Source organism: Acrocarpospora pleiomorpha (assembly GCF_009687885.1).
GTDB classification, from domain to species: Bacteria; Actinomycetota; Actinomycetes; order Streptosporangiales; family Streptosporangiaceae; genus Acrocarpospora; species Acrocarpospora pleiomorpha.
In genome coordinates this window covers 2,565-22,195 of sequence record NZ_BLAF01000047.1, presented here as the reverse complement: position 1 = coordinate 22,195, position 19,631 = coordinate 2,565, and the positions used below count along the sequence as shown (strand labels likewise).

At 69.6% G+C, this 19,631-nt stretch carries 26 protein-coding genes and 1 pseudogene; 16 read left to right on the top strand and 11 right to left on the bottom strand.

Annotated features, from left to right (window positions below):
• Positions 1 to 3: 3 nt before the first annotated feature.
• On the bottom strand, positions 4 to 297 hold the full coding sequence (locus tag Aple_RS34050; protein ID WP_174889915.1) for a sigma-70 family RNA polymerase sigma factor family protein: 294 nt from the start codon (positions 295 to 297) through the stop codon (positions 4 to 6).
• 145 nt (positions 298 to 442) lie between these two features.
• Between Aple_RS34050 and Aple_RS34045 the strand changes: the two genes are divergently transcribed.
• Positions 443 to 1,246, top strand: a complete 804-nt coding sequence (locus Aple_RS34045; RefSeq protein ID WP_155348844.1) for an SDR family oxidoreductase — start codon at positions 443 to 445, stop codon at positions 1,244 to 1,246.
• Between the two features lie 3 nt (positions 1,247 to 1,249).
• Here Aple_RS34045 and aspS read toward each other — a convergent pair whose 3' ends face one another.
• Entirely contained in the window at positions 1,250 to 2,554 is a 1,305-nt protein-coding gene (aspS, locus tag Aple_RS34040; protein WP_155348843.1) for an aspartate--tRNA(Asn) ligase, read from the bottom strand.
• A gap of 348 nt (positions 2,555 to 2,902) precedes the next feature.
• On the opposite strand from aspS, the gene Aple_RS34035 reads away from it, so the two are divergent.
• Positions 2,903 to 3,547, top strand: a complete 645-nt coding sequence (locus Aple_RS34035) for a hypothetical protein (protein WP_155348842.1) — start codon at positions 2,903 to 2,905, stop codon at positions 3,545 to 3,547.
• Position 3,548: 1 nt separating this feature from the next.
• On the opposite strand, the gene Aple_RS34030 is transcribed toward Aple_RS34035, so the two are convergent.
• Together Aple_RS34030 and Aple_RS34025 are read right to left on the bottom strand one after the other, a co-directional pair.
• Positions 3,549 to 4,517 (bottom strand): hypothetical protein, encoded by a 969-nt coding sequence (locus Aple_RS34030; protein WP_155348841.1) that lies wholly within the window; start codon positions 4,515 to 4,517, stop codon positions 3,549 to 3,551.
• A complete protein-coding gene (locus tag Aple_RS34025) occupies positions 4,514 to 5,029 on the bottom strand; it encodes a SigE family RNA polymerase sigma factor (protein WP_155348840.1) in 516 nt (171 codons plus the stop codon). The genes Aple_RS34030 and Aple_RS34025 overlap by 4 nt, the downstream gene beginning before the upstream one ends.
• Positions 5,030 to 5,146: 117 nt before the next feature.
• Between Aple_RS34025 and Aple_RS34020 the strand changes: the two genes are divergently transcribed.
• Positions 5,147 to 5,497, top strand: coding sequence for a PadR family transcriptional regulator (locus Aple_RS34020; RefSeq protein WP_155348839.1), 351 nt, complete (start codon positions 5,147 to 5,149; stop codon positions 5,495 to 5,497).
• The gene (locus Aple_RS34015) at positions 5,487 to 6,434 is read left to right on the top strand and encodes a hypothetical protein (RefSeq protein ID WP_155348838.1); all 948 of its coding nucleotides are present in this window, start codon (positions 5,487 to 5,489) and stop codon (positions 6,432 to 6,434) included. Before Aple_RS34020 ends, Aple_RS34015 begins: the two co-directional genes overlap by 11 nt.
• A 5-nt stretch (positions 6,435 to 6,439) precedes the next feature.
• Here Aple_RS34015 and Aple_RS34010 read toward each other — a convergent pair whose 3' ends face one another.
• Positions 6,440 to 6,808, bottom strand: a complete 369-nt coding sequence (locus Aple_RS34010) for a DUF1761 domain-containing protein (protein WP_155348837.1) — start codon at positions 6,806 to 6,808, stop codon at positions 6,440 to 6,442.
• A gap of 107 nt (positions 6,809 to 6,915) precedes the next feature.
• Between Aple_RS34010 and Aple_RS34005 the strand changes: the two genes are divergently transcribed.
• A complete protein-coding gene (locus Aple_RS34005) occupies positions 6,916 to 7,743 on the top strand; it encodes an SAM-dependent methyltransferase (protein ID WP_174889914.1) in 828 nt (275 codons plus the stop codon).
• A gap of 39 nt (positions 7,744 to 7,782) precedes the next feature.
• Here Aple_RS34005 and Aple_RS34000 read toward each other — a convergent pair whose 3' ends face one another.
• The gene (locus tag Aple_RS34000; RefSeq protein WP_155348836.1) at positions 7,783 to 9,102 is read right to left on the bottom strand and encodes a phytase; all 1,320 of its coding nucleotides are present in this window, start codon (positions 9,100 to 9,102) and stop codon (positions 7,783 to 7,785) included.
• A 120-nt stretch (positions 9,103 to 9,222) separates the two neighbouring features.
• Here Aple_RS34000 and Aple_RS33995 point away from each other — a divergent pair, with 120 nt between their 5' ends.
• From Aple_RS33995 to Aple_RS33985, 5 genes and pseudogenes are all read left to right on the top strand, one after another.
• Complete coding sequence (locus Aple_RS33995) at positions 9,223 to 9,729, top strand: NUDIX hydrolase (protein WP_218038631.1); 507 nt, start codon at positions 9,223 to 9,225, stop codon at positions 9,727 to 9,729.
• 80 nt (positions 9,730 to 9,809) lie between these two features.
• The gene (locus Aple_RS56075) at positions 9,810 to 9,974 is read left to right on the top strand and encodes an RNA polymerase sigma factor (protein WP_308805530.1); all 165 of its coding nucleotides are present in this window, start codon (positions 9,810 to 9,812) and stop codon (positions 9,972 to 9,974) included.
• 80 nt (positions 9,975 to 10,054) lie between these two features.
• Positions 10,055 to 10,261: pseudogene (locus Aple_RS56070) on the top strand (RNA polymerase sigma factor); the annotation flags it as partial.
• The gene (locus Aple_RS52365) at positions 10,260 to 10,496 is read left to right on the top strand and encodes a hypothetical protein (protein ID WP_170321788.1); all 237 of its coding nucleotides are present in this window, start codon (positions 10,260 to 10,262) and stop codon (positions 10,494 to 10,496) included. The pseudogene Aple_RS56070 and the gene Aple_RS52365, both read left to right, overlap by 2 nt.
• Before the next feature lie 110 nt (positions 10,497 to 10,606).
• Positions 10,607 to 11,518, top strand: coding sequence for an NADP-dependent oxidoreductase (locus tag Aple_RS33985; protein ID WP_155348906.1), 912 nt, complete (start codon positions 10,607 to 10,609; stop codon positions 11,516 to 11,518).
• Positions 11,519 to 11,614: 96 nt separating this feature from the next.
• Here Aple_RS33985 and Aple_RS53015 read toward each other — a convergent pair whose 3' ends face one another.
• A complete protein-coding gene (locus tag Aple_RS53015) occupies positions 11,615 to 12,217 on the bottom strand; it encodes a collagen-like protein (RefSeq protein WP_155348835.1) in 603 nt (200 codons plus the stop codon).
• Between the two features lie 105 nt (positions 12,218 to 12,322).
• Here Aple_RS53015 and Aple_RS33975 point away from each other — a divergent pair, with 105 nt between their 5' ends.
• Positions 12,323 to 13,102 (top strand): alpha/beta fold hydrolase, encoded by a 780-nt coding sequence (locus tag Aple_RS33975; protein WP_155348834.1) that lies wholly within the window; start codon positions 12,323 to 12,325, stop codon positions 13,100 to 13,102.
• 37 nt (positions 13,103 to 13,139) lie between these two features.
• On the opposite strand, the gene Aple_RS33970 is transcribed toward Aple_RS33975, so the two are convergent.
• Entirely contained in the window at positions 13,140 to 14,264 is a 1,125-nt protein-coding gene (locus Aple_RS33970; RefSeq protein ID WP_155348833.1) for a glycerophosphodiester phosphodiesterase, read from the bottom strand.
• A 175-nt stretch (positions 14,265 to 14,439) separates the two neighbouring features.
• Here Aple_RS33970 and Aple_RS33965 point away from each other — a divergent pair, with 175 nt between their 5' ends.
• Both Aple_RS33965 and Aple_RS33960 read left to right on the top strand, forming a co-directional pair.
• Positions 14,440 to 15,849, top strand: a complete 1,410-nt coding sequence (locus Aple_RS33965; RefSeq protein ID WP_155348832.1) for a hypothetical protein — start codon at positions 14,440 to 14,442, stop codon at positions 15,847 to 15,849.
• Positions 15,850 to 15,945: 96 nt separating this feature from the next.
• A complete protein-coding gene (locus tag Aple_RS33960) occupies positions 15,946 to 16,761 on the top strand; it encodes an ion transporter (RefSeq protein ID WP_155348831.1) in 816 nt (271 codons plus the stop codon).
• A 2-nt stretch (positions 16,762 to 16,763) separates the two neighbouring features.
• Here Aple_RS33960 and Aple_RS33955 read toward each other — a convergent pair whose 3' ends face one another.
• Positions 16,764 to 17,399 (bottom strand): maleylpyruvate isomerase family mycothiol-dependent enzyme, encoded by a 636-nt coding sequence (locus Aple_RS33955; protein ID WP_155348830.1) that lies wholly within the window; start codon positions 17,397 to 17,399, stop codon positions 16,764 to 16,766.
• 60 nt (positions 17,400 to 17,459) lie between these two features.
• On the opposite strand from Aple_RS33955, the gene Aple_RS33950 reads away from it, so the two are divergent.
• Positions 17,460 to 17,885, top strand: a complete 426-nt coding sequence (locus Aple_RS33950; protein ID WP_218038630.1) for a MarR family winged helix-turn-helix transcriptional regulator — start codon at positions 17,460 to 17,462, stop codon at positions 17,883 to 17,885.
• On the top strand, positions 17,885 to 18,154 hold the full coding sequence (locus Aple_RS33945) for a hypothetical protein (RefSeq protein WP_155348829.1): 270 nt from the start codon (positions 17,885 to 17,887) through the stop codon (positions 18,152 to 18,154). The genes Aple_RS33950 and Aple_RS33945 overlap by 1 nt, the downstream gene beginning before the upstream one ends.
• Positions 18,155 to 18,188: 34 nt before the next feature.
• Here Aple_RS33945 and Aple_RS33940 read toward each other — a convergent pair whose 3' ends face one another.
• Entirely contained in the window at positions 18,189 to 19,106 is a 918-nt protein-coding gene (locus Aple_RS33940; RefSeq protein WP_155348828.1) for a hypothetical protein, read from the bottom strand.
• A gap of 12 nt (positions 19,107 to 19,118) precedes the next feature.
• Entirely contained in the window at positions 19,119 to 19,349 is a 231-nt protein-coding gene (locus Aple_RS33935; protein WP_155348827.1) for a hypothetical protein, read from the bottom strand.
• A gap of 42 nt (positions 19,350 to 19,391) precedes the next feature.
• On the opposite strand from Aple_RS33935, the gene Aple_RS53720 reads away from it, so the two are divergent.
• The coding region (locus Aple_RS53720) for a hypothetical protein (protein WP_218038629.1) at positions 19,392 to 19,631 on the top strand (240 nt) is incomplete at its 3' end.

Genomic DNA, 19,631 nt, shown 5'->3' with positions numbered 1-19,631 from the left:
GATTCAGGAGGCCCAGAGTGCCGGATCGAGCCGCAGGAGGCGGGCGGGGTCGGCGAGCACGTCGATGACGGCGATCCGCCCGTTCCTGACGGTGAAGCCCATGACCGAGACCGGCCGTTCGCGTGGCACCACGATGACGCCGGCGGCCCCGTTGACGAGCACCGGCCGTACGGATGGGCCGAGCCGTCCGAAGGTGACCGCTTGTCCGGCCACGTCCGGACCGCCGTGGATGACCACCGACACGGCCGGTCGCGCGAGCCCGCCGTCGGAGCGCAGCACGACGTCCGGGTCGAGCACCGCGACCAGCGCGGCGAAGTCCCCGCCGCGGGAGGCGGCCGATGCTCCTCAAACCGCTTGGCCAGTTCGTCCATCGGTCACATTCTCCCGCCGCGACGGGTCATATCAGCAGTTACCCGACATCGGACGAACATGAGGTCGAGCCATGACTGCACCTATTCTGGTCACCGGCGGCACCGGCACGCTCGGGCGGCTGGTCGTCGCGCGCCTGCGGGACGCCGGCCGCGACGTACGCGTGCTCAGCCGCAGCCACCACGAAGCCGCCGACGGCGTCGAGTTCGTCGCCGGCGACCTGGCCACCGGCGAGGGGATCGAAGCCGCGGTGGCCGGATCCGCGACCATCGTGCACTGCGCGGGCAGCGCCAAGGGCGACGAGGACAAGGCCCGCAACCTGGTACGGGCCGCGGCGCGCGCCGGGGCGGAACACCTGGTCTACATCTCGGTCGTCGGCGCGGACCGCGTCCCGATGGCAGGCCGGGCCGACCGCGCCATGTTCGGCTATTTCGGGTCCAAGCTGGCCGCCGAACGGGTCGTGGCCGACTCCGGCCTGCCGTTCACGACGCTGCGCGCCACCCAGTTCCACGACCTGATCCTGGTGGTGGCCCAGCAGCTGGCGAAGCTGCCCGTGATCCCGGCCCCGGCCGGTTTCCGGTTCCAGCCGGTCGACACCGCCGAGGTGGCGGCCAGGCTCACCGAACTCGCCCTCGGCGAGCCGGCCGGCCTGGTGCCGGACCTGGGCGGACCGCGCGTGTATCCCATGGCCGACCTGCTCCGGGGATACCTGCGGGCCACGCACCGGCGCCGCCCCATCGTGCCGCTCCCGCTGCCCGGCGAGGCCGCCCGCGCGGTCCGGGCGGGCGCCATCCTGGCGTCCGGCCCGGCCGCGGGGCATCGGACCTGGGAGGACTTCCTGGCCGAGCGGGTCGGCGCGGATCAGGTGTCCAGATAGGAATTACGGCGCGAGCCGGTGCAGGTCGCGGGGGAACAGGGTGACCTGGCGGATGTTCGGCACGTCGAGGAGGCGGGCCAGGAAACGTTCCAGGCCGAAGGCGAAGCCGCCGTGCGGGGGCATGCCGTACCGCATCGCGTCGAGGTATCCGGCGTATGCGGACAGGTCGGTTTCGCCGCGTTCGGTCAGGGTGCGCACGTAGTCGGCGTGGCGGTGCAGGCGCTGGCCGCCGCTGACCAGTTCGAGGCCCCGGAAGATCAGGTCGATGGCGCGGGAGTAGCCGGGCCGCGCCGGGTCCGGGTGGGTGTAGAACGCGCGGTGCGCGGTCGGGTAACCCTCGACGAACACGAAGTCCGAGCCGTGCTCGCGCAGGGCCCATTCGCCGATCCACCGTTCATGGGCGGGGGCGAGGTCGGGCTCGGCGGTCACGTCCTCGCCGGTCGCCTTGCTGATCATTTCGAGCACGTCGGCGAAGTGCACCACCACGGGTTTCTCCGTCAGCGCGGGCATGGCCACATCCAGAAGCTCCAGCGAAGGGCCCGCCTTCGCCTGGATGTCGGCCAGCATGCCCGCGACCGTCGCGTGGCAGGCGGCGATGACGTCGCGGTGGTCCTCGATGAACCCCATCTCGGCGTCGAGGGAGGTGTAGGACGCGAGGTGGCGCGCGGTGTCGCTCGGCTCCGCCCGGAAGACAGGACCGACCTCGTAGACCCGCTCGAAGACGCCCACCATGATCTGCTTGTACAGCTGGGGGGACTGCGCCAGGTACGCCGGACGGCCGAAGTAGTCGAGCTTGAAGACGTTGGCGCCGCTCTCGGTCGCCGTACCCACGATCTTCGGGGTGTGGATCTCGACGAAGGACATCGCTTCGAGCGCCGTACGGAAGCCGCCGACCGCGGCCGCGCCGATCCGGTGCACGGCGGCGAGCTTCGGGTGGCGCAGCGCGACCGGCGCGTGGTCGAGCATCGTGGGCAGGCTCGCGCGCAGGTCGGGCCGGTAGAGATCGAACGGGACCGGCTCGGCGGGGTCGGTCAGCGGCTCGATCACCGGCGAGGTGATCTCGACGCCGCCCGGCGCGGACGGCTCTTCTATGACCGTGCCGATGACGGCGACCGCCGTCTCTTCCAGCAGGGTCTCCAGCTGAGCGCGGACGGATTCCTCCGACACGACAATCTGGGTCAGACCCGCGGCATCTCGCAGGATCAGGAAGGCGACCGACTTCAGCAGCCTCCGACGATGAATCCAGCCCGCGACACGCACGGTCTCACCGACGTGCGCGGACAGCCGGCTGGACAGGATGCGTTGCATGGTGTGGCCTCCTCTGGTTCGCAACGCGTCCCCTGAGAGGCGTGGGCGAGCGGGATCCTCGCGGTGCCACCACACCTTCGCCACGCCGCCGAATCGGGCGGCGCGGCCTCGACCAAACCCGTGACGTGGGCGATTCGGCGAGGCTCTACTAGGCCAGCAGGCCGTTCTTCCTCGCAGCTCAGGAGGGTCTTCGCACCCCGGCCGGAGTCCGCCTTCGCAGCTGCCGGCGGCTCTCTCCAACTCCGGTTATCGAAGCGCTACTCGGCTCCGTCGTCGCTGTTGCCCGCCACTTTACCCGCACGGGTGCGCGGGACCGAACCTTCTAAGCCCGGAATTCGTTTCAAGGGCATGCTGCGACGCCTGGCGATCGTGTTCGCCCTGCTCACGGGAGTGCTCGTCTTCGAGCCTGGTACGGCTTTCGCCTGCTCATGTGCCGCCCCTCCCCCAACGGAACGGATGAACTCAGCCGACTCGGTGTTCCGTGGCGTGATCAGCACGCGCACGTCCAGCGGGGATCCGTCCGACAACCAGCCCGTGACCTTCACCTTCTCCGTGGGGGCGGTCTACAAGGGCGAGGCCACAGAGCGGCTCGAGGTCAGGTCCCACCCGCAGTCGGCCACCTGCGGCGCGGATTTCGAAGTCGGCAAGCAGTACCTGGTATTCGCGCTCTCAGGCTCAACCGATTGGATCCCGCCCATCGAGAATGTGCCGCTTTACACGCATTTATGCGCAGGAAACCGGCTAATCATGGGCGCACCAGACGCCGCATTGGTCCCGGAGAACATCGGCCCGGGAATGGACACACGCCCGGCAAGCGAGCTCATCTCCGCGCTGGGAACCCCGTCCACACCGGCGAAGACCACCACGATCTCCACCAGCCCAGCGGCGGCCCCCACCCGCGAAACCGTCCGGCCGTCATCCTGGTGGCTACTCGCCCTGCTCCCCCTAGGCGCCGCCGCCTGGCTGCTCCTCCGCCGTCGCCCGCACTCCTGACTCAGCCGATCACCTGCGTGGTCCACTCGCGCTCGTCCATGCCCAGCAGGGTGGCGCGCCTCAACAACGCCTCGGGACCCCCGATCGCCGCGAGCGACGCCGGCATCTTCCCCTCGACCGTGACGCACAGCTCCAGGCCGGCCTCAGCCTTACAGGATCCGCGCGGTGACATCGTCTGGCTGCCCTCAGGGCTGACCAGGAGGGTGACCCGTCCGCCATCCGCCGCGACGTAGAAGATCATCAGCTCCCAGGCGCCGTCGCCCAGCAGCGCTGGCCGCACGAAGTGCACCTCGGTGATTTCGAAGTCGGCCGGCACGCTACTGAGGTGAAGCGGCAACGGCACCGGTTTCGTCCCCACGGTCACATCCGCCGCGATGCGCAGCAAGGTGGACCGTGGATCGGCTTCCGGCATGTAGTACGCGTGCAGTTCCGCCCACCGCCCATCCGGAACCTGCCAGCGCAGGTAGGCGTCGCCCCCGCTGAGCGGGTCGCCCGGGTACTTGGTGATCCAGTACGCGCGCCGGCCGTTCACCGGCTGGGCGGGCATGGCCGTACGCCCGCTCTCGACGGGCGGGTCGTCGTCGGGGGCGTACATGCTGAGGATGAGGCTCATGGGGTACTTGCCGAGGCCGCGCGCCACGACTTGGTCGCCGTGTGCCCCTACCTCGTAGCTGACCCCGGCCACCGTATCCGGCAACCACCCGAACGAGGCATACGCCACCAGCGGGTCGGTTCCCTCGGATACGGTCGCGACGGTCACCCGCTCCGCCCCGCCGCCGGACACCACCATCCACCCGCCCGCCAGCGTCCCGGACACCACCAGCACGCCGAGCAGCCTTCCGATCTTGCGCCGCCACAACCGCCGCCGCCCCACCTCCCGCGCGCGGTCGATGTCCAGCCGCATCGGCGGCGCGGGCGACCGCGTGAGCTCGCGCAACTCGGCGCCCAGCCCGTTTCCGTTCGTCGTCATGGCTGGACCTCCTCGGAGAACGAAACGGCATATCCGTGCAGCAGACGGCGGAGGTGGTCGATCCCACGGGCGGTCTGGCTCTTGACGTTGCCCTGCGAGCATCCGAGCGTCCGGGCGGTCTCCTGGACCGTCAGATCGCAGTAGTAGCGGAGCACCAGGGTGGCGCGCTGCCGCGGCGGCAGCGCCGCCAGTGCCGTGCGCAAGTCGAGCACGCTGTCCAGATCGGCGCCGGGCGACTCCTCGTCACCGTCGAACAGGGGCAGCCACCTGCCCCACGGCGACCGCCGCTCGGCCAGATACACGTTGACCAGGACCGTCCGGACATATCCATCCATGTTCTCGGCCGCACGAACACGGGGCCAGTTGACATAGAGCCTGGTGATCGTGGTCTGCACCAGGTCGTCCGCGTGGTGCCAGTCCCCGCAGAGCAGGTAGGCGACCTTCCTCAGCCACAACGCCTTGCCCGACACATAGTCGGTGAACTCGGCGTCACGCGCGGAAACACCGGTCATTCGCGTATTGCCTCCTCCGTCCCCCCTCTGATGCTCGCGCGCGCTTGGAGGTTGCATGCCGATCCGAAATCGATCCACGGCTGGACGAGCTGTGTGGCGCATAGTACTGTGTGGCGCATGGCTTCCGGTGACGCGTACGACAAGCTCGAACTGGAGCTGCGACGCGGTGTGGTCGTGCTCGCCACGCTGTCCCAGTTGCACACGGCCCGGTATGGCTACGAGCTGCGCCAGTCGTTGTCCGAGAGCGGCATGCCGATCGAGGAGGGGACGCTCTATCCCCTGCTCCGGCGGCTGGAATCCCAGGGTGCGCTGACCAGCGAATGGCGCACCGACGGCGGCCCGCCGCGCCGCTACTACGTGCTCAGCGCCGACGGCCGCGAGCTGTGTGAACGGCTCACGGCCGCCTGGCGCGGCCTCAACGACACCATGGATCATCTCCTGAAAGGCGGAGAGCGCCATGCACCCTGACGATCTCATCACGAACTATGTGGACGACGTCGCCCGGCTGCTGCCACGCGGCCAGCGGCGCGACGTCGCGTTCGAGCTGCGCACGCTGCTGGCGGACGAGCTCGCGGCCAGGGCCGCCGACGCGGGACGCGACGCCGACGAGGAGATGGCGCGCGACCTGGTCCTCGGTTTCGGCCGCCCGGCCGAGGTCGCCGCCCGATACCGGCCTGCCCTGACCCTCATCGACCCGGCGGACACCCGCAGGTTCATCCGGCTGGCGGTGGTCGGGGTGGCCGTCATCTGGCTGCTCGGGCTGGTGGATGCCCTGGTGGCACAGCCGGTCCGCTCGGCCTGGGACGTGCTCAGCGTGCTCGGGGCGTGGTGGACCGGCATCGGGGTGCCAGCCCTGTGGTGGCCGGGGCTGCTCGTGGTGTGCTTCGCCCTGGTCGCCTGGCAGCGGCGGCGGCGACCGGAGATGCCGGTATGGAAGCCCCGGCGGCAGGATCGCGATGGCATAAACCGGATCGGCTTCGCCGCCGGGATCGCCGCCGCCGTGTGCGGACTGCTCGTACTGCTCAACCCGGGAACGCTGCTCGACTACGTGTACGACGGCCGGGCGGCGGCCAGCGCCTACCAGGCGTTCGCCTTCGATGAGGACTTCTTCCGCCAACGCGCGCCGTGGCTGCTGGCGCTGATAATCCTGCACCTGGCCCTGTACGCGGTCCTGATCGTGCGGGGACGCTGGCAGCCGCTGACGCGGCGGATCGACATCGGCCTGACGGTGGTGGTCTGCGGCGCCCTCACCTGGGTTCTGCTGGCGGGCGACATCTACACGGCACGTCCGACCGATCAGCTGGTGAAGGCGCTGATCGTGTTGATCGTCCTCGGTTCCCTGGTCGACGCGGGCGTGAAGCTCCGCCGCGAGCTCCGGCACGCGACATACCTGCCCTCCACCTGATCCGGTCAGCGCCAGACGCCGACGATCACGCAGATGACCAGGAGTTTTATCAGCCAGTCACCGGCGTGGGCCGCCGCCGACCGCCAGGGCACGGCCTCCCAGAGGACCGAGCCGGACAGCAGCACGAGCGGGAATCCGGCCCAGACGACCAGACCGAGCAGCAGCCCGCCGCTCCAGGAGTCGATTCCGATCTTCGCCGCGAGGCCGGCGAGGACCAGGGCGAGGACGAGTGTCCGTACCGGTTCGAAGAGGATTTTCCACGGCTTGGGAGGCGGGGCCGTGGACTGGGACGGGACCAGGGCGTACCAGACCGAGCTGATCACGAACCCGGCCGCCACCGAGACGGCGATCGCCCAGAAGTTGAGTTCCGGCATCTGCTTCTCCTTTGTTCTTTGCCGGAGACGTCGCAGCCGATTCGCCGATTTCGACACGGTTCAGAGCGATATGATCTAGCTGATTCCGTGCGAGGTAGGAGATCTCCGTGACTGATGACAACCCCAGCGAATCGCCTGAGGCGGGGCGGGGCGCGGTGAAGATCGACTCCACGGTGCCGCATTCGGCCCGGGTCTGGAACTACATGCTGGGCGGGAAGGACAACTATCCGGTCGACCGCCAGGCGGGTGACCGGATCCGGCAGGTGTTTCCCGGCATGGTCGACATCGCCCGCCAGTCGCGGTACATGCTGGTGCGCGTCGTCCAGCACCTGGCCGCCGAGGCGGGCATCCGGCAGTTCCTGGACATCGGCACGGGACTGCCGACGGTCGACAACACCCACGAGGTCGCCCAGCGGAACGCGCCGGAGTCCCGGATCGTCTACGTGGACAACGACCCGCTCGTGCTGGTGCACGCCGCCGCGCTGCTCACCAGCGCGCCGGAAGGCGCCACCGACTACATCCAGGCGGACGTGCGCGACCCGGACTTCATCCTCGGCAAGGCGGCGGAGACGCTGGACTTCAGCCGGCCGACGGCGCTCATGCTGATGGGCATCATGGGACTGGTCGCCGACTACGACGAGGCGCGGACCATCGTGGACCGCCTGCTCGCCGCCCTGCCCCCCGGCAGCTACCTGGCCCTGTACGACGGCACCGACACCGACCCGGCCTACGTCCAGGCCCTGGGCGGCTACAACCGCGGCAGCGGCGCGATCCCCTACACGCCGCGCAGCCCCGAGAAGATCTCGCGCTTCTTCGACGGCCTGGAACTCCTGGAGCCGGGAGTCGTGCCGGTGACGGCGTGGCGCCCGGAGCCCAACCCGTGGGGAACGGCGCCCGAGGTGGCCTGCTGGGGTGGCCTGGCCCGCAAAGCCTGAACGGGTGCCCGGGCCGCCGAGGACGGCCCGGGCGTCGTTCTAGCGCGTACGAGGATCCCAGCCGCGGGGCTCCACCCGCAGACCGACCTTGCGGGCGATGTCCTCCCACTTCACAAACTTGAAATTGGTGTTCTCGCGGACCTCGCCGTCGGCGTCCTTCGCCTCCGGCGTGTTGACCCCGTCGTGCGTGACGAACAGGCCACCGCTGAACGTGTCGCCTAGCGGCACGTTCATGGCCATCGCGCCGTCGCTGGTCTGCGCGCCGTCGACCCGCCGCGCCCCGACCTGGAACTGCCCGATGTACGCGTTGCCGCCCTCGCGCCGGTAGACGGCGAAGGTGTCGTCGCCCTGGCTGGAGGCCAGCAGGTAGCCCGCGCCGCCGTCCCGGTAGTAGATCGTGAGGCCTTCGGCGTCGGCCGAGAGGTGCTTCCCGCCGAAGCCGCGGTCGAGGCCCGGGTCGCATTCCTCAGTGTCGGGGTCGTAGACGCCGGGCACGCCGTACTCGCGGACCTTGTCGAACAGGACCGGCGTGCCGGACAGGTCGGCGGGCATGCGCCAGATGCCGACGTCCTCCTGGGCGGCGTAGAGGACGTCCCGGCCGCCGTCGACGACCATGCCCTCGACCTGGGGCAGTTCGCCGGGCTCCAGGCAGGGGGTCCACGTGGTGCCGTCGGGGAGGCGGAAGGAGGAGGGCAGGGTGAGGGTGCGGATCAGCTGGTAGCCGACCTTGCCGCCGGGGGCGGGCGTGAGCTTGAGCAGGCCGATGCCGGTCTGGTGGCGGCGGCTGACCAGCGCGTACACGCCGGTCTTGTCCTGCCAGGTGGCCAGGCCGTAGACGGTCTGGGCCTCGTTCACCTGCTCCTGGTCGTCGTTGAAGACGAAGGGCGCGTTCGGGGCGGTCACGTCGGTCAGCGGCGCGCCGGGCGCGGCGGGGTCGACGGCGTAGATCCTGAGCTGGTCGCGGCCGCGGTCGGAGACGACGGCGAGGTCGCGGCCGCCGAAGCCGTATACCAAATCGACGTTGTTGAACCGGCCGGGCTCGTCGTCCTCGCCGGGGGCGGGCGGCGCGGCGATGTGCTGGACCTGCGCGCCCTTCAGGTCGTAGACGTAGAGGCCGCCCTCCTTGGCGGTGGCGACGACCAGGCTCTTGCCGGGCTTGGCCGGGTGCACCCAGATCGCCGGGTCGTCACCGTTGGCGTTGCCGCCGTCGCCGTCGTCGAACAGCGCGGGGGTCTCGAACTTGGCGGTGACAGTGGGCACCGCATCTGCCTGGGCAGGCGAGGTGGCCGCTACCGGGGCCAATGCCGCGACCAGCGACAGGGCCAGGCCGGCGAGCGACGGCGGGGACAGAGGGCGCATGGTGCTTCCTTGCTCTCGGTGATTCAGCCGCCCGATCTTGCCGCGCCGAGAAGAACGCCGGGGGAACACCGATGTGCTGTCAGTCGAATCCCGCCGGATGGGCCCGATATCCTCGCCCTCGTGCCTGCTGCGATCCCTCGTCCGACCGCCCGCATCCTGATCGTGGATGGAAACGATCGGCTCCTGCTGTTCCGCGGGTTGGGGTCGACGAAAAATCCGGATTACGCCTGGTTCACGCCTGGTGGTGGCGCCCATCCGGGTGAGGATCTGACCGCGGCCGCCGTCCGCGAGTTGCGCGAGGAGACCGGTTACCGCGTGGCTCCCGAAGCGATGGGCCCGGTCGTGGCCTTCACGTCGGGCCACTGGGTGGCCAACGACGGCACCCTCTACCACGCCGAGGACTCCTTCTTCTTCCTGCGGGTGCCCGAATTCGACGTGGACCTGTCCGGGATGGAGGAGTTCGAGAGCACGATGTTCGACTCCTTCCGCTGGTGGACCCTCGCCGAACTGCGCGCCACCACCGACCGCCTCGCCCCTCTCCAGCTGGCCGACCTGCTGGAGCGCCTCCTGAAGGGCGACATCCCGGCCCAGCCCGTGCTCATCCCCTGGGGCGCCATCCCCGACTGAGCATGGGGAACCGTTCGCCGCCGGTTCGGCAACAACGGGTGTCCAGAGTCCAGAGCCGAGAGGCCGCAGCGTGAGACACCATGAGTGAACCGGACCGCGACGACGCGGTGTGCATCGAGAGGTCTCGGCGTGATCCGGAGGCGTTCGCCGAGGTCTTCCGGCGGCACGCGCCCGACATCACCCGCTACGTCACCCGCCGTCTGGGCCGCGACGCGGCCGACGACGTGGTCGCGGAGACTTCCTGACCGCCTTCCGGCAACGCCACGGCTACGACCCGACCCGCCCCAGCGCCCGCCCCTGGCTGTACGGCATCGCCACCAACCTGATGGGCCGCCACATCCGCGCCGAGGTACGCCAGCTGCGCGTCCTCGAACGCACCGGCACCGACCCGATCACCGCGCCCTTTACCGACCGCAGCGACGAGCGGGTCAGCGCCGAAGCCGCCGGCCGGGGACTGGCGGGGGCGCTGGCCTCGCTGCCCAAGGGCCACCGGGACGCGCTACTCCTGATCGCCTGGGCCGACCTCACCTATGTGGAGACCGCGCAAGCCCTGGGCGTACGCCTCGGAACCGTGCGGTCCCGCGCGCGCCGAACCGGGCACGGGCACCCGCAACGAGCTGATCTTCGACCGCGAGACCTACCGGTACCTCGGGGAACGCCGCGTCGTCACGGCCGCGGCCGCAGGCGGAGCCCCCGTGGGCACGGTCCTGACCTCGTCGGCCCTGCTGAAGGTCTCCATCGCCGACGGTCCCCCCGCCCTCTCATAAGTCACGAAATCTGTGGCGCGCGCGATCAGGTCCGGCCGCCAGGCGCGGCGCTATTCTCCATAGCAAATGGAGGTATATCTCCATTCTTCGTGCTGGAAGGGATCCCCTTGATGCGTGCCTTCGCTCTGCCCGGCTTCGACGACTCCCCCGCGTTAGTCGATCTGCCGGTCCCCCAGCCCGGGCCCGGCGAGGTCCTGGTCCGCGTCCAGGCGTCCTCGATCAACGGAATCGATCTGGCCGTGGTCTACGGCGCGATGCGCGACTACATGGAGTACCGGTTCCCGGTCGTGGTCGGCAAGGACTTCGCCGGGACCGTCGAGGCGCTCGGCGAGGGAGTCTCCCGCTTCGCGGTCGGCGAGACGGTGTTCGGGGTCGTCAAGGACCTGGGTGACGGCGCGCTTCGCGACTACCTGACGATCGGCGAGGCGGACACCATCGCCTCCGTGCCGGACGGGCTTCCGGTGGCCGCCGCCGGAGCGCTCGGCTGGGCCGGGACGGCCGCCCTCGACTCGCTGGCCGCGGTCAAGCCGGAACCGGGAACGTTCCTGTTGATCTCCGGCGCGACCGGCGGGGTGGGCGCGCTCGCGACCCAGTACGCGGCCTTGGCGGGCGTCCACGTGATCGCCACCGCGCGGCCGGGGGCGGAGGCCGACCTGATGACCGGCCTGGGCGCGGCGCACGTGGTCGACTACACCGGCGACCTGGCCGCCCAGGTCCGCGCCATCGCCCCCGCCGGCGTGCCGGCGGCGCTGCACCTGGCGGGCGACACCGCCGTCCTGGCCGGCCTGCTGGCCGAGGGCGGGCGGCTCGCCTCCACCCTCGGCTACCTGCCCGGCGCGCACCCGGCGTTGCTCTCGGTGGTGGCCGACGCCACCGTGGACAAGTTGCGGCGCCTGGCCGATGACGCCGCCGCCGGCCGGATCAGCGTGCCGAGCACCCGCAGCCACCCGCTGGAGGACACCGGCCAGGCGCTTGCCGACTTCGGCGCGGGCACCCTCGGCAAGATCGCCATCACCTTCTGATCGGCGGCGCTGGGCGGCCGTCCCCATTCCGTCCAAGCCGAACTCGTGAGCCGACGCTGGGCGGGGAGATGGGGACCCGCCCGGCGTCGGGCGAACTCAGCTGACCTTCACGCAGATGACATAGGCGTGCATCTCCGACCAGGTGTCTCCCAGCGGTCTCGCGGTGATCCACCACGCGTCGGCCTGCTCCCCTTCGGCGGCGACGCGCTGGCCGCCTTCGTGAGCGACGGCGGGTGACGACATGTTGAAGACCCACTCCGTGGCGACGATCCCGTTGAAACCCCCGCCGGTCGCGACCTCACCGGGTTCGCAGCGGGCGACCACGTCTCCGGTCGTGCCCACGTCGCTCGGGTAGATCCGCACGGTCTCGCCCTTCCGGACGATAGGCACGCCCGCCACCCCGGCGGGACCCTGCGGCCCGGCGGGACCGGCCGGGCCCGGGTCGCCTGCCGGACCGACAGGTCCTGCTGGCCCGGCGGGACCCGTCGCACCCGCTGGGCCGGTCTGGTTCCAGGTGATCGGGGTCTCTAAGGCCAGGCAGCGCTGATTCTTGGCGGGGTCGATCATCCGCAGGCTTCCGGTCAGCTTGCCGACGCAGCCGTGGAACTCCTCGGCCGGAACCGCCGCGTACGCGGCCCCGCCGCCGAGGATGAGGATGCCCGCGGCCGCCAGCACACCCAAACTTGTCTTCCGTGCCATTTGTCCTCCCAGGAGTCCCCTAGAGGATCGATCTCCCGCTGGTACGGCACATGAGTACCCTCCTACTCATTCACCGCAAGATCGTCGTCACCGTAGGGTGGAAACATGACGGGACGAGTGGTTTCGCGTGACGGGACCTCGATCGCGTACGACAAGGTGGGCGACGGGCCGGTCGTGATCCTGGTGGGCGGCGGGCTGGACGACGGAGCGGAGAACGCTCCGCTCGCTGACGCGCTGGCCGGGCAGTTCACCGTCGTCAACTACAGCCGCCGCGGCCGTGGTCGCAGCGGCGACACCCTGCCGTACGCGCTGGAGCGTGAGATCGAGGATCTGGCCGCGTTGATCGCGGTGGCCGGTGGTCCTGCCCACCTGTTCGGCGCGTCGTCGGGGGGCGCGCTCGCCCTGGAGGCCTCGGCGGCCGGTCTGCCGGTCGGCGGGATCGCGGTGTACGAGGTTCCGTACATCATCGGGGACGGGGTTCCCGCCTGGCGGGAGTACGTGACACGACTGACCGCCGTACTCGCCGAGGGCCGGCGCGATGAGGCGCTCCGGATGTTCATGCGCCTCGCCGGTTCCTCCGAGCAGGACATCGCGGGTGCCGTGGGCTCGCCGCTGTGGCCCGGCCTGCTGGAACTGGCCCACACCCTCGGCTACGACGCCGCCTGCCTGGGCGACGGCCCCCCGCCGGCCGCGCGGCTGGCCACCATCACGCGGCCGGTCCTGGTGACCACCGGCGCGCACGCTCCCCCGTTCTTCGTCGAGGCCGCCGACGCGGTGGCCGCGTGTGTCCCCGGCGCAGAACGCGGGACCGTCGACGTGCCAGGGCACGTGCCCGATCCGACGATCCTCGCGCCCGTGCTCGCCCGTTTCTTCCTGGCGGCATGAGCGGCCCGGGCGGGGAGACCGCCCGGGCGCCCGTCGTTCAGGACCGGTCGAAGAGGCGGTCGCGGGTGGCGCGGGCGAGGCCCGGGTCGTCGGCGAAGACGCCATCGACGCCCAGTTCGAAGAGGCGCTCGACCCAGCCCATCACGTCGCCGGTCGCGCGCGGGAACGCCGGGCTGGCCGGGTTGCCGAGCCGGTAGTCCAGCGGGAGCTGCGCGTTCTCGTCGCGGATAGTGAACGGGTGGACCTTCAGGCCCTTGCGGTGCGCGTCGCGGATGAGGCTGGTCGGCTGGCCCAGCTTGCCGGTGGCGTCGACGGGGACGATCCTGGTCGTCGCGGGGCCGATGCCGTCGGCGTACTTGGCGATGTCGCGCAGGCCGTCGGGGGTGATCAGGTTGTCATAGGTGCGCGGGTCGCCGGCGGCCACCAGGTCGTACGGCGCGCCCGAGCCGTTGATGAGCTGGACGATGGGCAGCCGCGTCTTGGCGCGCAGCTCCTTCAGGTTGGTGGTCTCGAAGGACTGGATGAACACCGGCGAGCGCTTGTCACGCCAGCCGTGCCGGTTGAGCACCTCCAGCAGCGGCTCCTCCAGGGACAGGCCGATCGAGTCGAAGTACGTCGGGTGCTTGGTCTCGGGGTAGACGCCCACGCCGTACCGCTTGGCCAGCTGGATGACCTCGTCGAAGGTCGGGATCTGCGCGAGCCCGTTGTAGGCGGTGTTGTCCGGCCGCAGGTCGGGGATGCGCTCCTCGGCCCTGAGGGTGCGCAGCTCGGCCAGGGTGAAGTCCTCGGTGAACCAGCCGGTGATCTGCAGGCCGTCGATCGTCTTGGTGACGCGGCGGGTGGCGAACTCGGGATGGTTCTCCACGTCCGTGGTGCCGGAAATCTCGTTCTCGTGCCGGGCCACCAGGATGTGGTCCTTCGTGGAGACCAGATCGGGTTCGATGTAGTCGGCCCCCATCTTCGCGGCCGCCTCGTACGACAGCAGCGTGTGCTCGGGCCGGAAAGCGGGAGCGCCGCGATGCCCGATGATGAGCGGCTTGTCGTCACCGTGGCGTTCGGCTCCGAAACGGTCCGCGGTGGCGTTGCCCGGCGCCAGAACCGACACCAGCGCCCCTCCCGCGAGAACAGCCAGCGCACCGGCCAGCAATCTGCTTTTCACCATGACACATCCCTTGTCTGTAGAACTCGCGGGCACGCTAGCGACGCCACCTGTCCCGGGAATGTCGAGGCAGTTAACGATCAGTGGGCACGCGCGGTCAGATGTACGCCCGGCGGCGGGTCGATCACGAATGCGGATCGGCGCGAACTCCGCGTGACGCGTGCGCATCTCTCCAGGCATGAGGAAATCGGCCCTGGCCTGGATCGGTCACCCGCTGACCGTCGCCGCCGTTGTGGTCCTGCTGCTCAACGATCACCTTTTCAAAGGGCTGTGGCCCGGCGTGGTGACCGGGAAGCTCAGCGACCTCGTGGGGTTGATCGCCGCTCCGGCGCTGGTCAACCTGCTCATCCGCCGCCCGTGGCTGTCCGTCGTCCTTACCGGCGCGGTGTTCACGCTGGTCAAGACCACCGCCACGGGGGCGTACCTCGCTTCCCAGGCGTGGACTCTCGGGTGGGGTCCGTCCGTGGTCCTGGCCGATCCCACCGACCTGTTCGCCCTGCCCGCCCTGTACGCCGCCTGGTGGATCTGGAACCACCCCGACCCCGGGGCGGAGCGGCTGGCCAGGGCGGTGGTCGTGATTCCCGTCGCCGTACTGGCCGTGTCGGCGACCGGCCAGTCGGAGCACTCGACCGGCCAGTCGGAGCGCTACCGGCCGTACAGCGCCTATGCGGTCGAGGTGACGGGCGACAAGATCGTGGTCGCGATCCGCGGCTACAGCTCGTCCGACGCGTATCCCAAGGCGGGCTACGTCTCCGGCGACGGCGGGAGAACGTGGTACGGCCAGTCCACGCCGCTGACGCTCAATCCCCAGACGTCGGCCTGCGTCGCGGAGCGCTGCTACCGGATCGTGCCCGGCAGGCTCAAGGTCGAGGAGTCCGCGGACGGCCGGTGGGTGACCTCGTGGGAGATCTCTCCCGGCGACCAGGACCGGCTGGCACGCGCCTACGCACCCGGCTCCCCCGAGGTGGCCGAGTCCCTGGCGATCGCGGTCCAGCAGCGTGCGAACGGGCACGTCGTGGTCGTCGCCAACGGCGCGGACGGGATCGCCCTGCGGGACGTCTCCGGCGCCTGGCGCCGGCTGGGCTGGACGGCGCACGGCTTCGACGCCGCGGCGGCGGTGGCCCAGTCCGCGCCGGGAAAATATGACGACTCCGTTTCGACGATGGCGCTCCTGGTGGCTCTGGCGGCGGGGATGGCGGCGCTCGTCTTCGGGGCGCGGCGGCTCGACTTCGGCGCGGCCTCGTCGCTGACGTGGGTGGGGATCTGGCTGTTGCTCTCGGCGCGGACAGACCCGCTGTCCCACGTGTTCCCACTGCTCCTGGGCCTGGGCATGGTGCCCGCCGGAATCGGCAGCATGATCGTAACCGGCATGCAGGGCAGAATCCCGTTCCGCGTCTGGGCGATCGGCGCGGCGACCACCGCCGTCACCTACTTCGCGGCCATGACGCCGATCTACCTGTGGAGCACGGGCTTTTTCGACCGCCACGGCGTGGCGGTCGGCTGGTCGGTCGTCCTGGGGTGCGCCACAGCCGCCGCGGGCCTTCTCACAGTGTTTCACTTTGAGTACGGAAACATCCACTTAAAGTGAGATGACGCAGGTCATCGTCATGGTCCACACTGCCGGGTGGACAACGCGTAAGATGATCAAGAGATTGGTGTCCCTTCACCCCCGGGGAGCGGTTGCGTGCCGACTAGGCAGCGTGTTCGTCAGGTCCTGGAACACCGGCTCGCGCAGCGGGCCATCATCGCCGTCATCGTGATCAACGCGATCACCATCGGGTGCGAGACCAGCACCTATCTGATGGATCGGGCCGGGGGCGTGCTGCACGCCATCGACCGGATCGCGCTGGGCGTCTTCATCGCCGAATTAGGCGCCCGCCTCTACGCGTACGGGCGGGCCTTCTGGTCCGACCCGTGGAACTGGTTCGACGCGATCATCGTGGGCATCGCGCTGGTTCCCGCGTCAGGACCCGCCTCGGTGCTGCGGGCGCTGCGCATCCTGCGGGCCCTTCGCCTGGTCTCGGCGGTGCCGAGCATGCGGCGTGTGGTCGGCGCGCTGCTGACCGCGGTGCCCGGCATGGCCTCCATCATCGGCCTGCTCGTGCTCATGATCTACATCGCGGCGGTGATCGCGACCAAGCTGTTCGGCGACATCGTCCCTGAACGATTCGACGCCCTCCCCAGCTCACTGTTCACCTTGTTCCAGATCATGACCGGTGACGACTGGGGGAACGTCGCCCAGGAGGTGATGGAGCAGAAGCCATGGGCGTGGATCTTCTTCATCGCCTATATCCTGATCTCCACCTTCGTCGCCCTGAACCTGTTCATCGCCGTCGTGGTCAACGCCATGAACGATGCCGAGCCCTCCCCCGCGGAAACCCGGGCACAGCAGGACATCGAAGCTCTCAAACAGGATCTGGCGGCCATGAACGCCAAACTCGACCAGCTCCTTTCCCACACCACGCAGGTCCGTGTCAACGGCCGCTCCCACGCGGACTAGGCTCACCCCAACCGCGAGCCGAGCACTGCCGTACCCACCCCGGTCAGGCTCGGAAGCGCGGCGGGGCGGCCGCTGATCAGCAACAGCAGCGCTTGGATGGGGCCCTCCACCACTTCTCCCTCGCCGACCGTCCAGTCGACGTCGGTGGCGACCAGTCGCAGCCCCCGGAACTTGCGCTGTGGGTAGAAGGGGAAACCGCGCTCCCAGATGTGGGTCGCGGCGGCGCGTGCCGGTTCCAGCGGCATGGGGCGCTCGATGCCCAGGGGCACGGCGATGTCCTGGCCGTGCACCAGGGCGTCGAAGAGCGGGTCGAGCGGTTTCGTGGTAGGCGCGAGGCGGCGCGAATACGCCGACTCGCGGATCTGCTCGATGATTCCGCCGATCGGCCGTTCGGCATACCGGATGGCGGAATCGCGGATCATCCGGTTGAAGCTGCCGCGCGCCCTGATGAATTCGATCAGTGCCGCCGCGTTGCCGAGCTGGGTGGCGACCGCGAGGTGCGCGGCCACGTCCCGGATACGCCATCCCTCGCACAACGACGGCTGATCCCAGTCGCCGCCCTGGGGCAGCGCGTCGAGCATGTCGGCTAGGCTGTGCCGCTCGGCCTCGATGGCCGCCCAGATCTCTCGCTGGTCCATCACTCCCCCTTAGTAAGGTAGCCTGAATATAATGCTTCCTTAGCAATTGGAGAAGCCCTTTTGGCCGAGACCCATCCGCCGCACGTCGTCGCCCAGCTGTACGAGGCCTACCTCCGCCTCTCCGACGTCGTCTTCGAAGCCGGCAAGAGGTTCGACGTCCGCCTCCGGCCCGCTCACTCGGCGGTGTTCTTCCACATGGAGCACGAGGGCATCCGGTTGAGCAGGCTCGCCGAGAAGGCGCAGATGACCCCGCAGGCGATGGGCGAACTCGTCGACCAGCTCGAGGAGATGGGCTGCCTGCGCCGCATCCCCGACCCCGCCGACCGCCGCGCCAAGCTCATCGTCTTCACCGAACTCGGCGACAAGGCCCTCCTGATCGGCTACTCCGCCATCGACGCCGTCGAACACCGCCTCGCGGCCCTCCTCGGCGACGACGGTTTCGAAGCCCTGCGAACCGCCCTGAACCGCATCCGGACCGAATTCTGATGGCGTACGCGGACTGGCTGGCCATATACGACCGGTCATACGAGGATCCACCGTCCACGAACATCGCGGAATGCCCCGACTGCGGCGCCCGGGAACTGCGCCTGGCATTCGTCCAGGACACCTGGAACCCGGAGAGGGGCGTTCCCCGCTTCTGGTGCGGGAGCTGCCTGACCGGCATTTTCTTCTGCGGTTTCACGATGCCCGAGAACGCGACCGTCGTGTCCGCCGCGGAAATCCCCAACTTCCGCATCATCAGCCCAGACGACTGATCCCCATCGTGAGAATGCCGCTGGGAAACACCTTCTAGTTCGTCGGCGCGAGCCGTGCCAGCAGGTCGTTGACGGAGTCGTCGAGGTTTGCCTGGAGTTCGGGGCTGGAGACCGGCGGGTCGCATCGTTCCGTGATGTGAACGCTCGCGCGCGGACCTTCGGAGTAGCCGAACATGAGGCGTAAGGAGACGCCTGAGCCTCCCCGGCAGGTGCCATCAGTCGCCCAGTGGTCGAGGGAATTCAAGGCAGCCGCCAGGGAGCGCGCCTCCTGCGGGCCATGCTGCGCGCGGGCGTGTCTCCTGTCGCCCAGGGCCCTCCTGCATACCAGCACCGAGACAGGCGCTTCGGGAACCATCAACTGATCTTGACCTCGGCGCCCGCCTTCCCCCAGGCAGGGATCCTCCGGCGGTTCCACCTTCCATTTCCCCGTGCGATGGGCGGCGGTGATGGCCTTTCCGACATACGATCGTGAACTCACGGTGCCATTGGTCGTCACCACGCAGGAATTGACTTCCTCAGCGCTGCCCACCCACAAGGCCTCACCACCGGGATAGTCAAACCGAATGAGATAGTTGATCATCTTTCCACCCATTTGCGTGCACGACCAACTATCGACCCCAGTAACGGGGAGATACGACAAGTCCCGGGCCATAGGCAGCACGTCATCCGTCACGACCCGGGATCCGGCCAGCCGTTCCCGGCCCATCTTCATATTGGTCCCCGGGTAGGCGCAGATCGTCGCGGAGACCGGCTGCCCCGGCACCAGCACATCATCGGCCCCGTCGATGTCCGCCGCCGCCGGAACCCATCCCCCGGCCCCACCCCCGCCGTACTCCTGCGGACACGCCGACCGCACGGTCGGCGATTCGGACACCGACGCCGAACTCAGCACCGCCACGGAACACAACGCGACCGCCGTCAACGTGAGCCCGGCCATCAGGGAGCGCTTCACACCGTTAAGACGTCACTCCCGCCCGATCGGTTCGCCGACACCGTTGACGAGCACGGCCGGCGCCGGATGGCTCAGCAGCTGACGCGTGGTCTCCACACCCCAGTCGTCGAGACCGAGGAGTCGATCGCTCGATCCTCTGAGGCCCGTATACGCCCGGACGTGCGTCGCCCACTCCTTGCGCCGCTCGACATCCGGGCCAACGATCAGGCAGTCGGCGTCGTTCGCCCACCAGCGGCCGTGCATGAACGCGCGACCCTGGTTCGAGGCGGGGGCGATAATTCTGGCGTGAAGGGGTATTCCAGGCGGGTGTTCTTGCAGGGCGGGGTTGTTGCCGCTGCGGGGGTACTGGGGGCGGTGGTTCCGGCCGAGCCCGCGTATACGCCGGATAGGTCGTTTGTGGGGTTGCGGCGGCGGTGGCGGGAGGTGACCGCGGGGGCTTGGGTCGATGCCGGGGTGGAGCCTTATCGGGCGAGGCTGGCGCGGTTGGGGGTGCAGGCGGGGCGGTTTCGGGATGCGATGGTGTTG

Excerpts from the sequence above, each read along its gene's own strand:
- Aple_RS34045 (WP_155348844.1), top strand. The coding sequence starts at position 443 with ATGACTGCACCTATTCTGGTCACCGGCGGCACCGGCACGCTCGGGCGG.
- aspS (WP_155348843.1), bottom strand. The coding sequence starts at position 2,554 with ATGCAACGCATCCTGTCCAGCCGGCTGTCCGCGCACGTCGGTGAGACC.
- Aple_RS34035 (WP_155348842.1), top strand. The coding sequence starts at position 2,903 with ATGCTGCGACGCCTGGCGATCGTGTTCGCCCTGCTCACGGGAGTGCTC.
- Aple_RS34030 (WP_155348841.1), bottom strand. The coding sequence starts at position 4,517 with ATGACGACGAACGGAAACGGGCTGGGCGCCGAGTTGCGCGAGCTCACG.
- Aple_RS34025 (WP_155348840.1), bottom strand. The coding sequence starts at position 5,029 with ATGACCGGTGTTTCCGCGCGTGACGCCGAGTTCACCGACTATGTGTCG.
- Aple_RS34020 (WP_155348839.1), top strand. The coding sequence starts at position 5,147 with ATGGCTTCCGGTGACGCGTACGACAAGCTCGAACTGGAGCTGCGACGC.
- Aple_RS34015 (WP_155348838.1), top strand. The coding sequence starts at position 5,487 with ATGCACCCTGACGATCTCATCACGAACTATGTGGACGACGTCGCCCGG.
- Aple_RS34010 (WP_155348837.1), bottom strand. The coding sequence starts at position 6,808 with ATGCCGGAACTCAACTTCTGGGCGATCGCCGTCTCGGTGGCGGCCGGG.
- Aple_RS34000 (WP_155348836.1), bottom strand. The coding sequence starts at position 9,102 with ATGCGCCCTCTGTCCCCGCCGTCGCTCGCCGGCCTGGCCCTGTCGCTG.
- Aple_RS56075 (WP_308805530.1), top strand. The coding sequence starts at position 9,810 with ATGAGTGAACCGGACCGCGACGACGCGGTGTGCATCGAGAGGTCTCGG.
- Aple_RS52365 (WP_170321788.1), top strand. The coding sequence starts at position 10,260 with ATGTGGAGACCGCGCAAGCCCTGGGCGTACGCCTCGGAACCGTGCGGT.
- Aple_RS33985 (WP_155348906.1), top strand. The coding sequence starts at position 10,607 with ATGCGTGCCTTCGCTCTGCCCGGCTTCGACGACTCCCCCGCGTTAGTC.
- Aple_RS53015 (WP_155348835.1), bottom strand. The coding sequence starts at position 12,217 with ATGGCACGGAAGACAAGTTTGGGTGTGCTGGCGGCCGCGGGCATCCTC.
- Aple_RS33975 (WP_155348834.1), top strand. The coding sequence starts at position 12,323 with ATGACGGGACGAGTGGTTTCGCGTGACGGGACCTCGATCGCGTACGAC.
- Aple_RS33970 (WP_155348833.1), bottom strand. The coding sequence starts at position 14,264 with ATGGTGAAAAGCAGATTGCTGGCCGGTGCGCTGGCTGTTCTCGCGGGA.
- Aple_RS33965 (WP_155348832.1), top strand. The coding sequence starts at position 14,440 with ATGAGGAAATCGGCCCTGGCCTGGATCGGTCACCCGCTGACCGTCGCC.
- Aple_RS33955 (WP_155348830.1), bottom strand. The coding sequence starts at position 17,399 with ATGGACCAGCGAGAGATCTGGGCGGCCATCGAGGCCGAGCGGCACAGC.
- Aple_RS33945 (WP_155348829.1), top strand. The coding sequence starts at position 17,885 with ATGGCGTACGCGGACTGGCTGGCCATATACGACCGGTCATACGAGGAT.
- Aple_RS33935 (WP_155348827.1), bottom strand. The coding sequence starts at position 19,349 with ATGCACGGCCGCTGGTGGGCGAACGACGCCGACTGCCTGATCGTTGGC.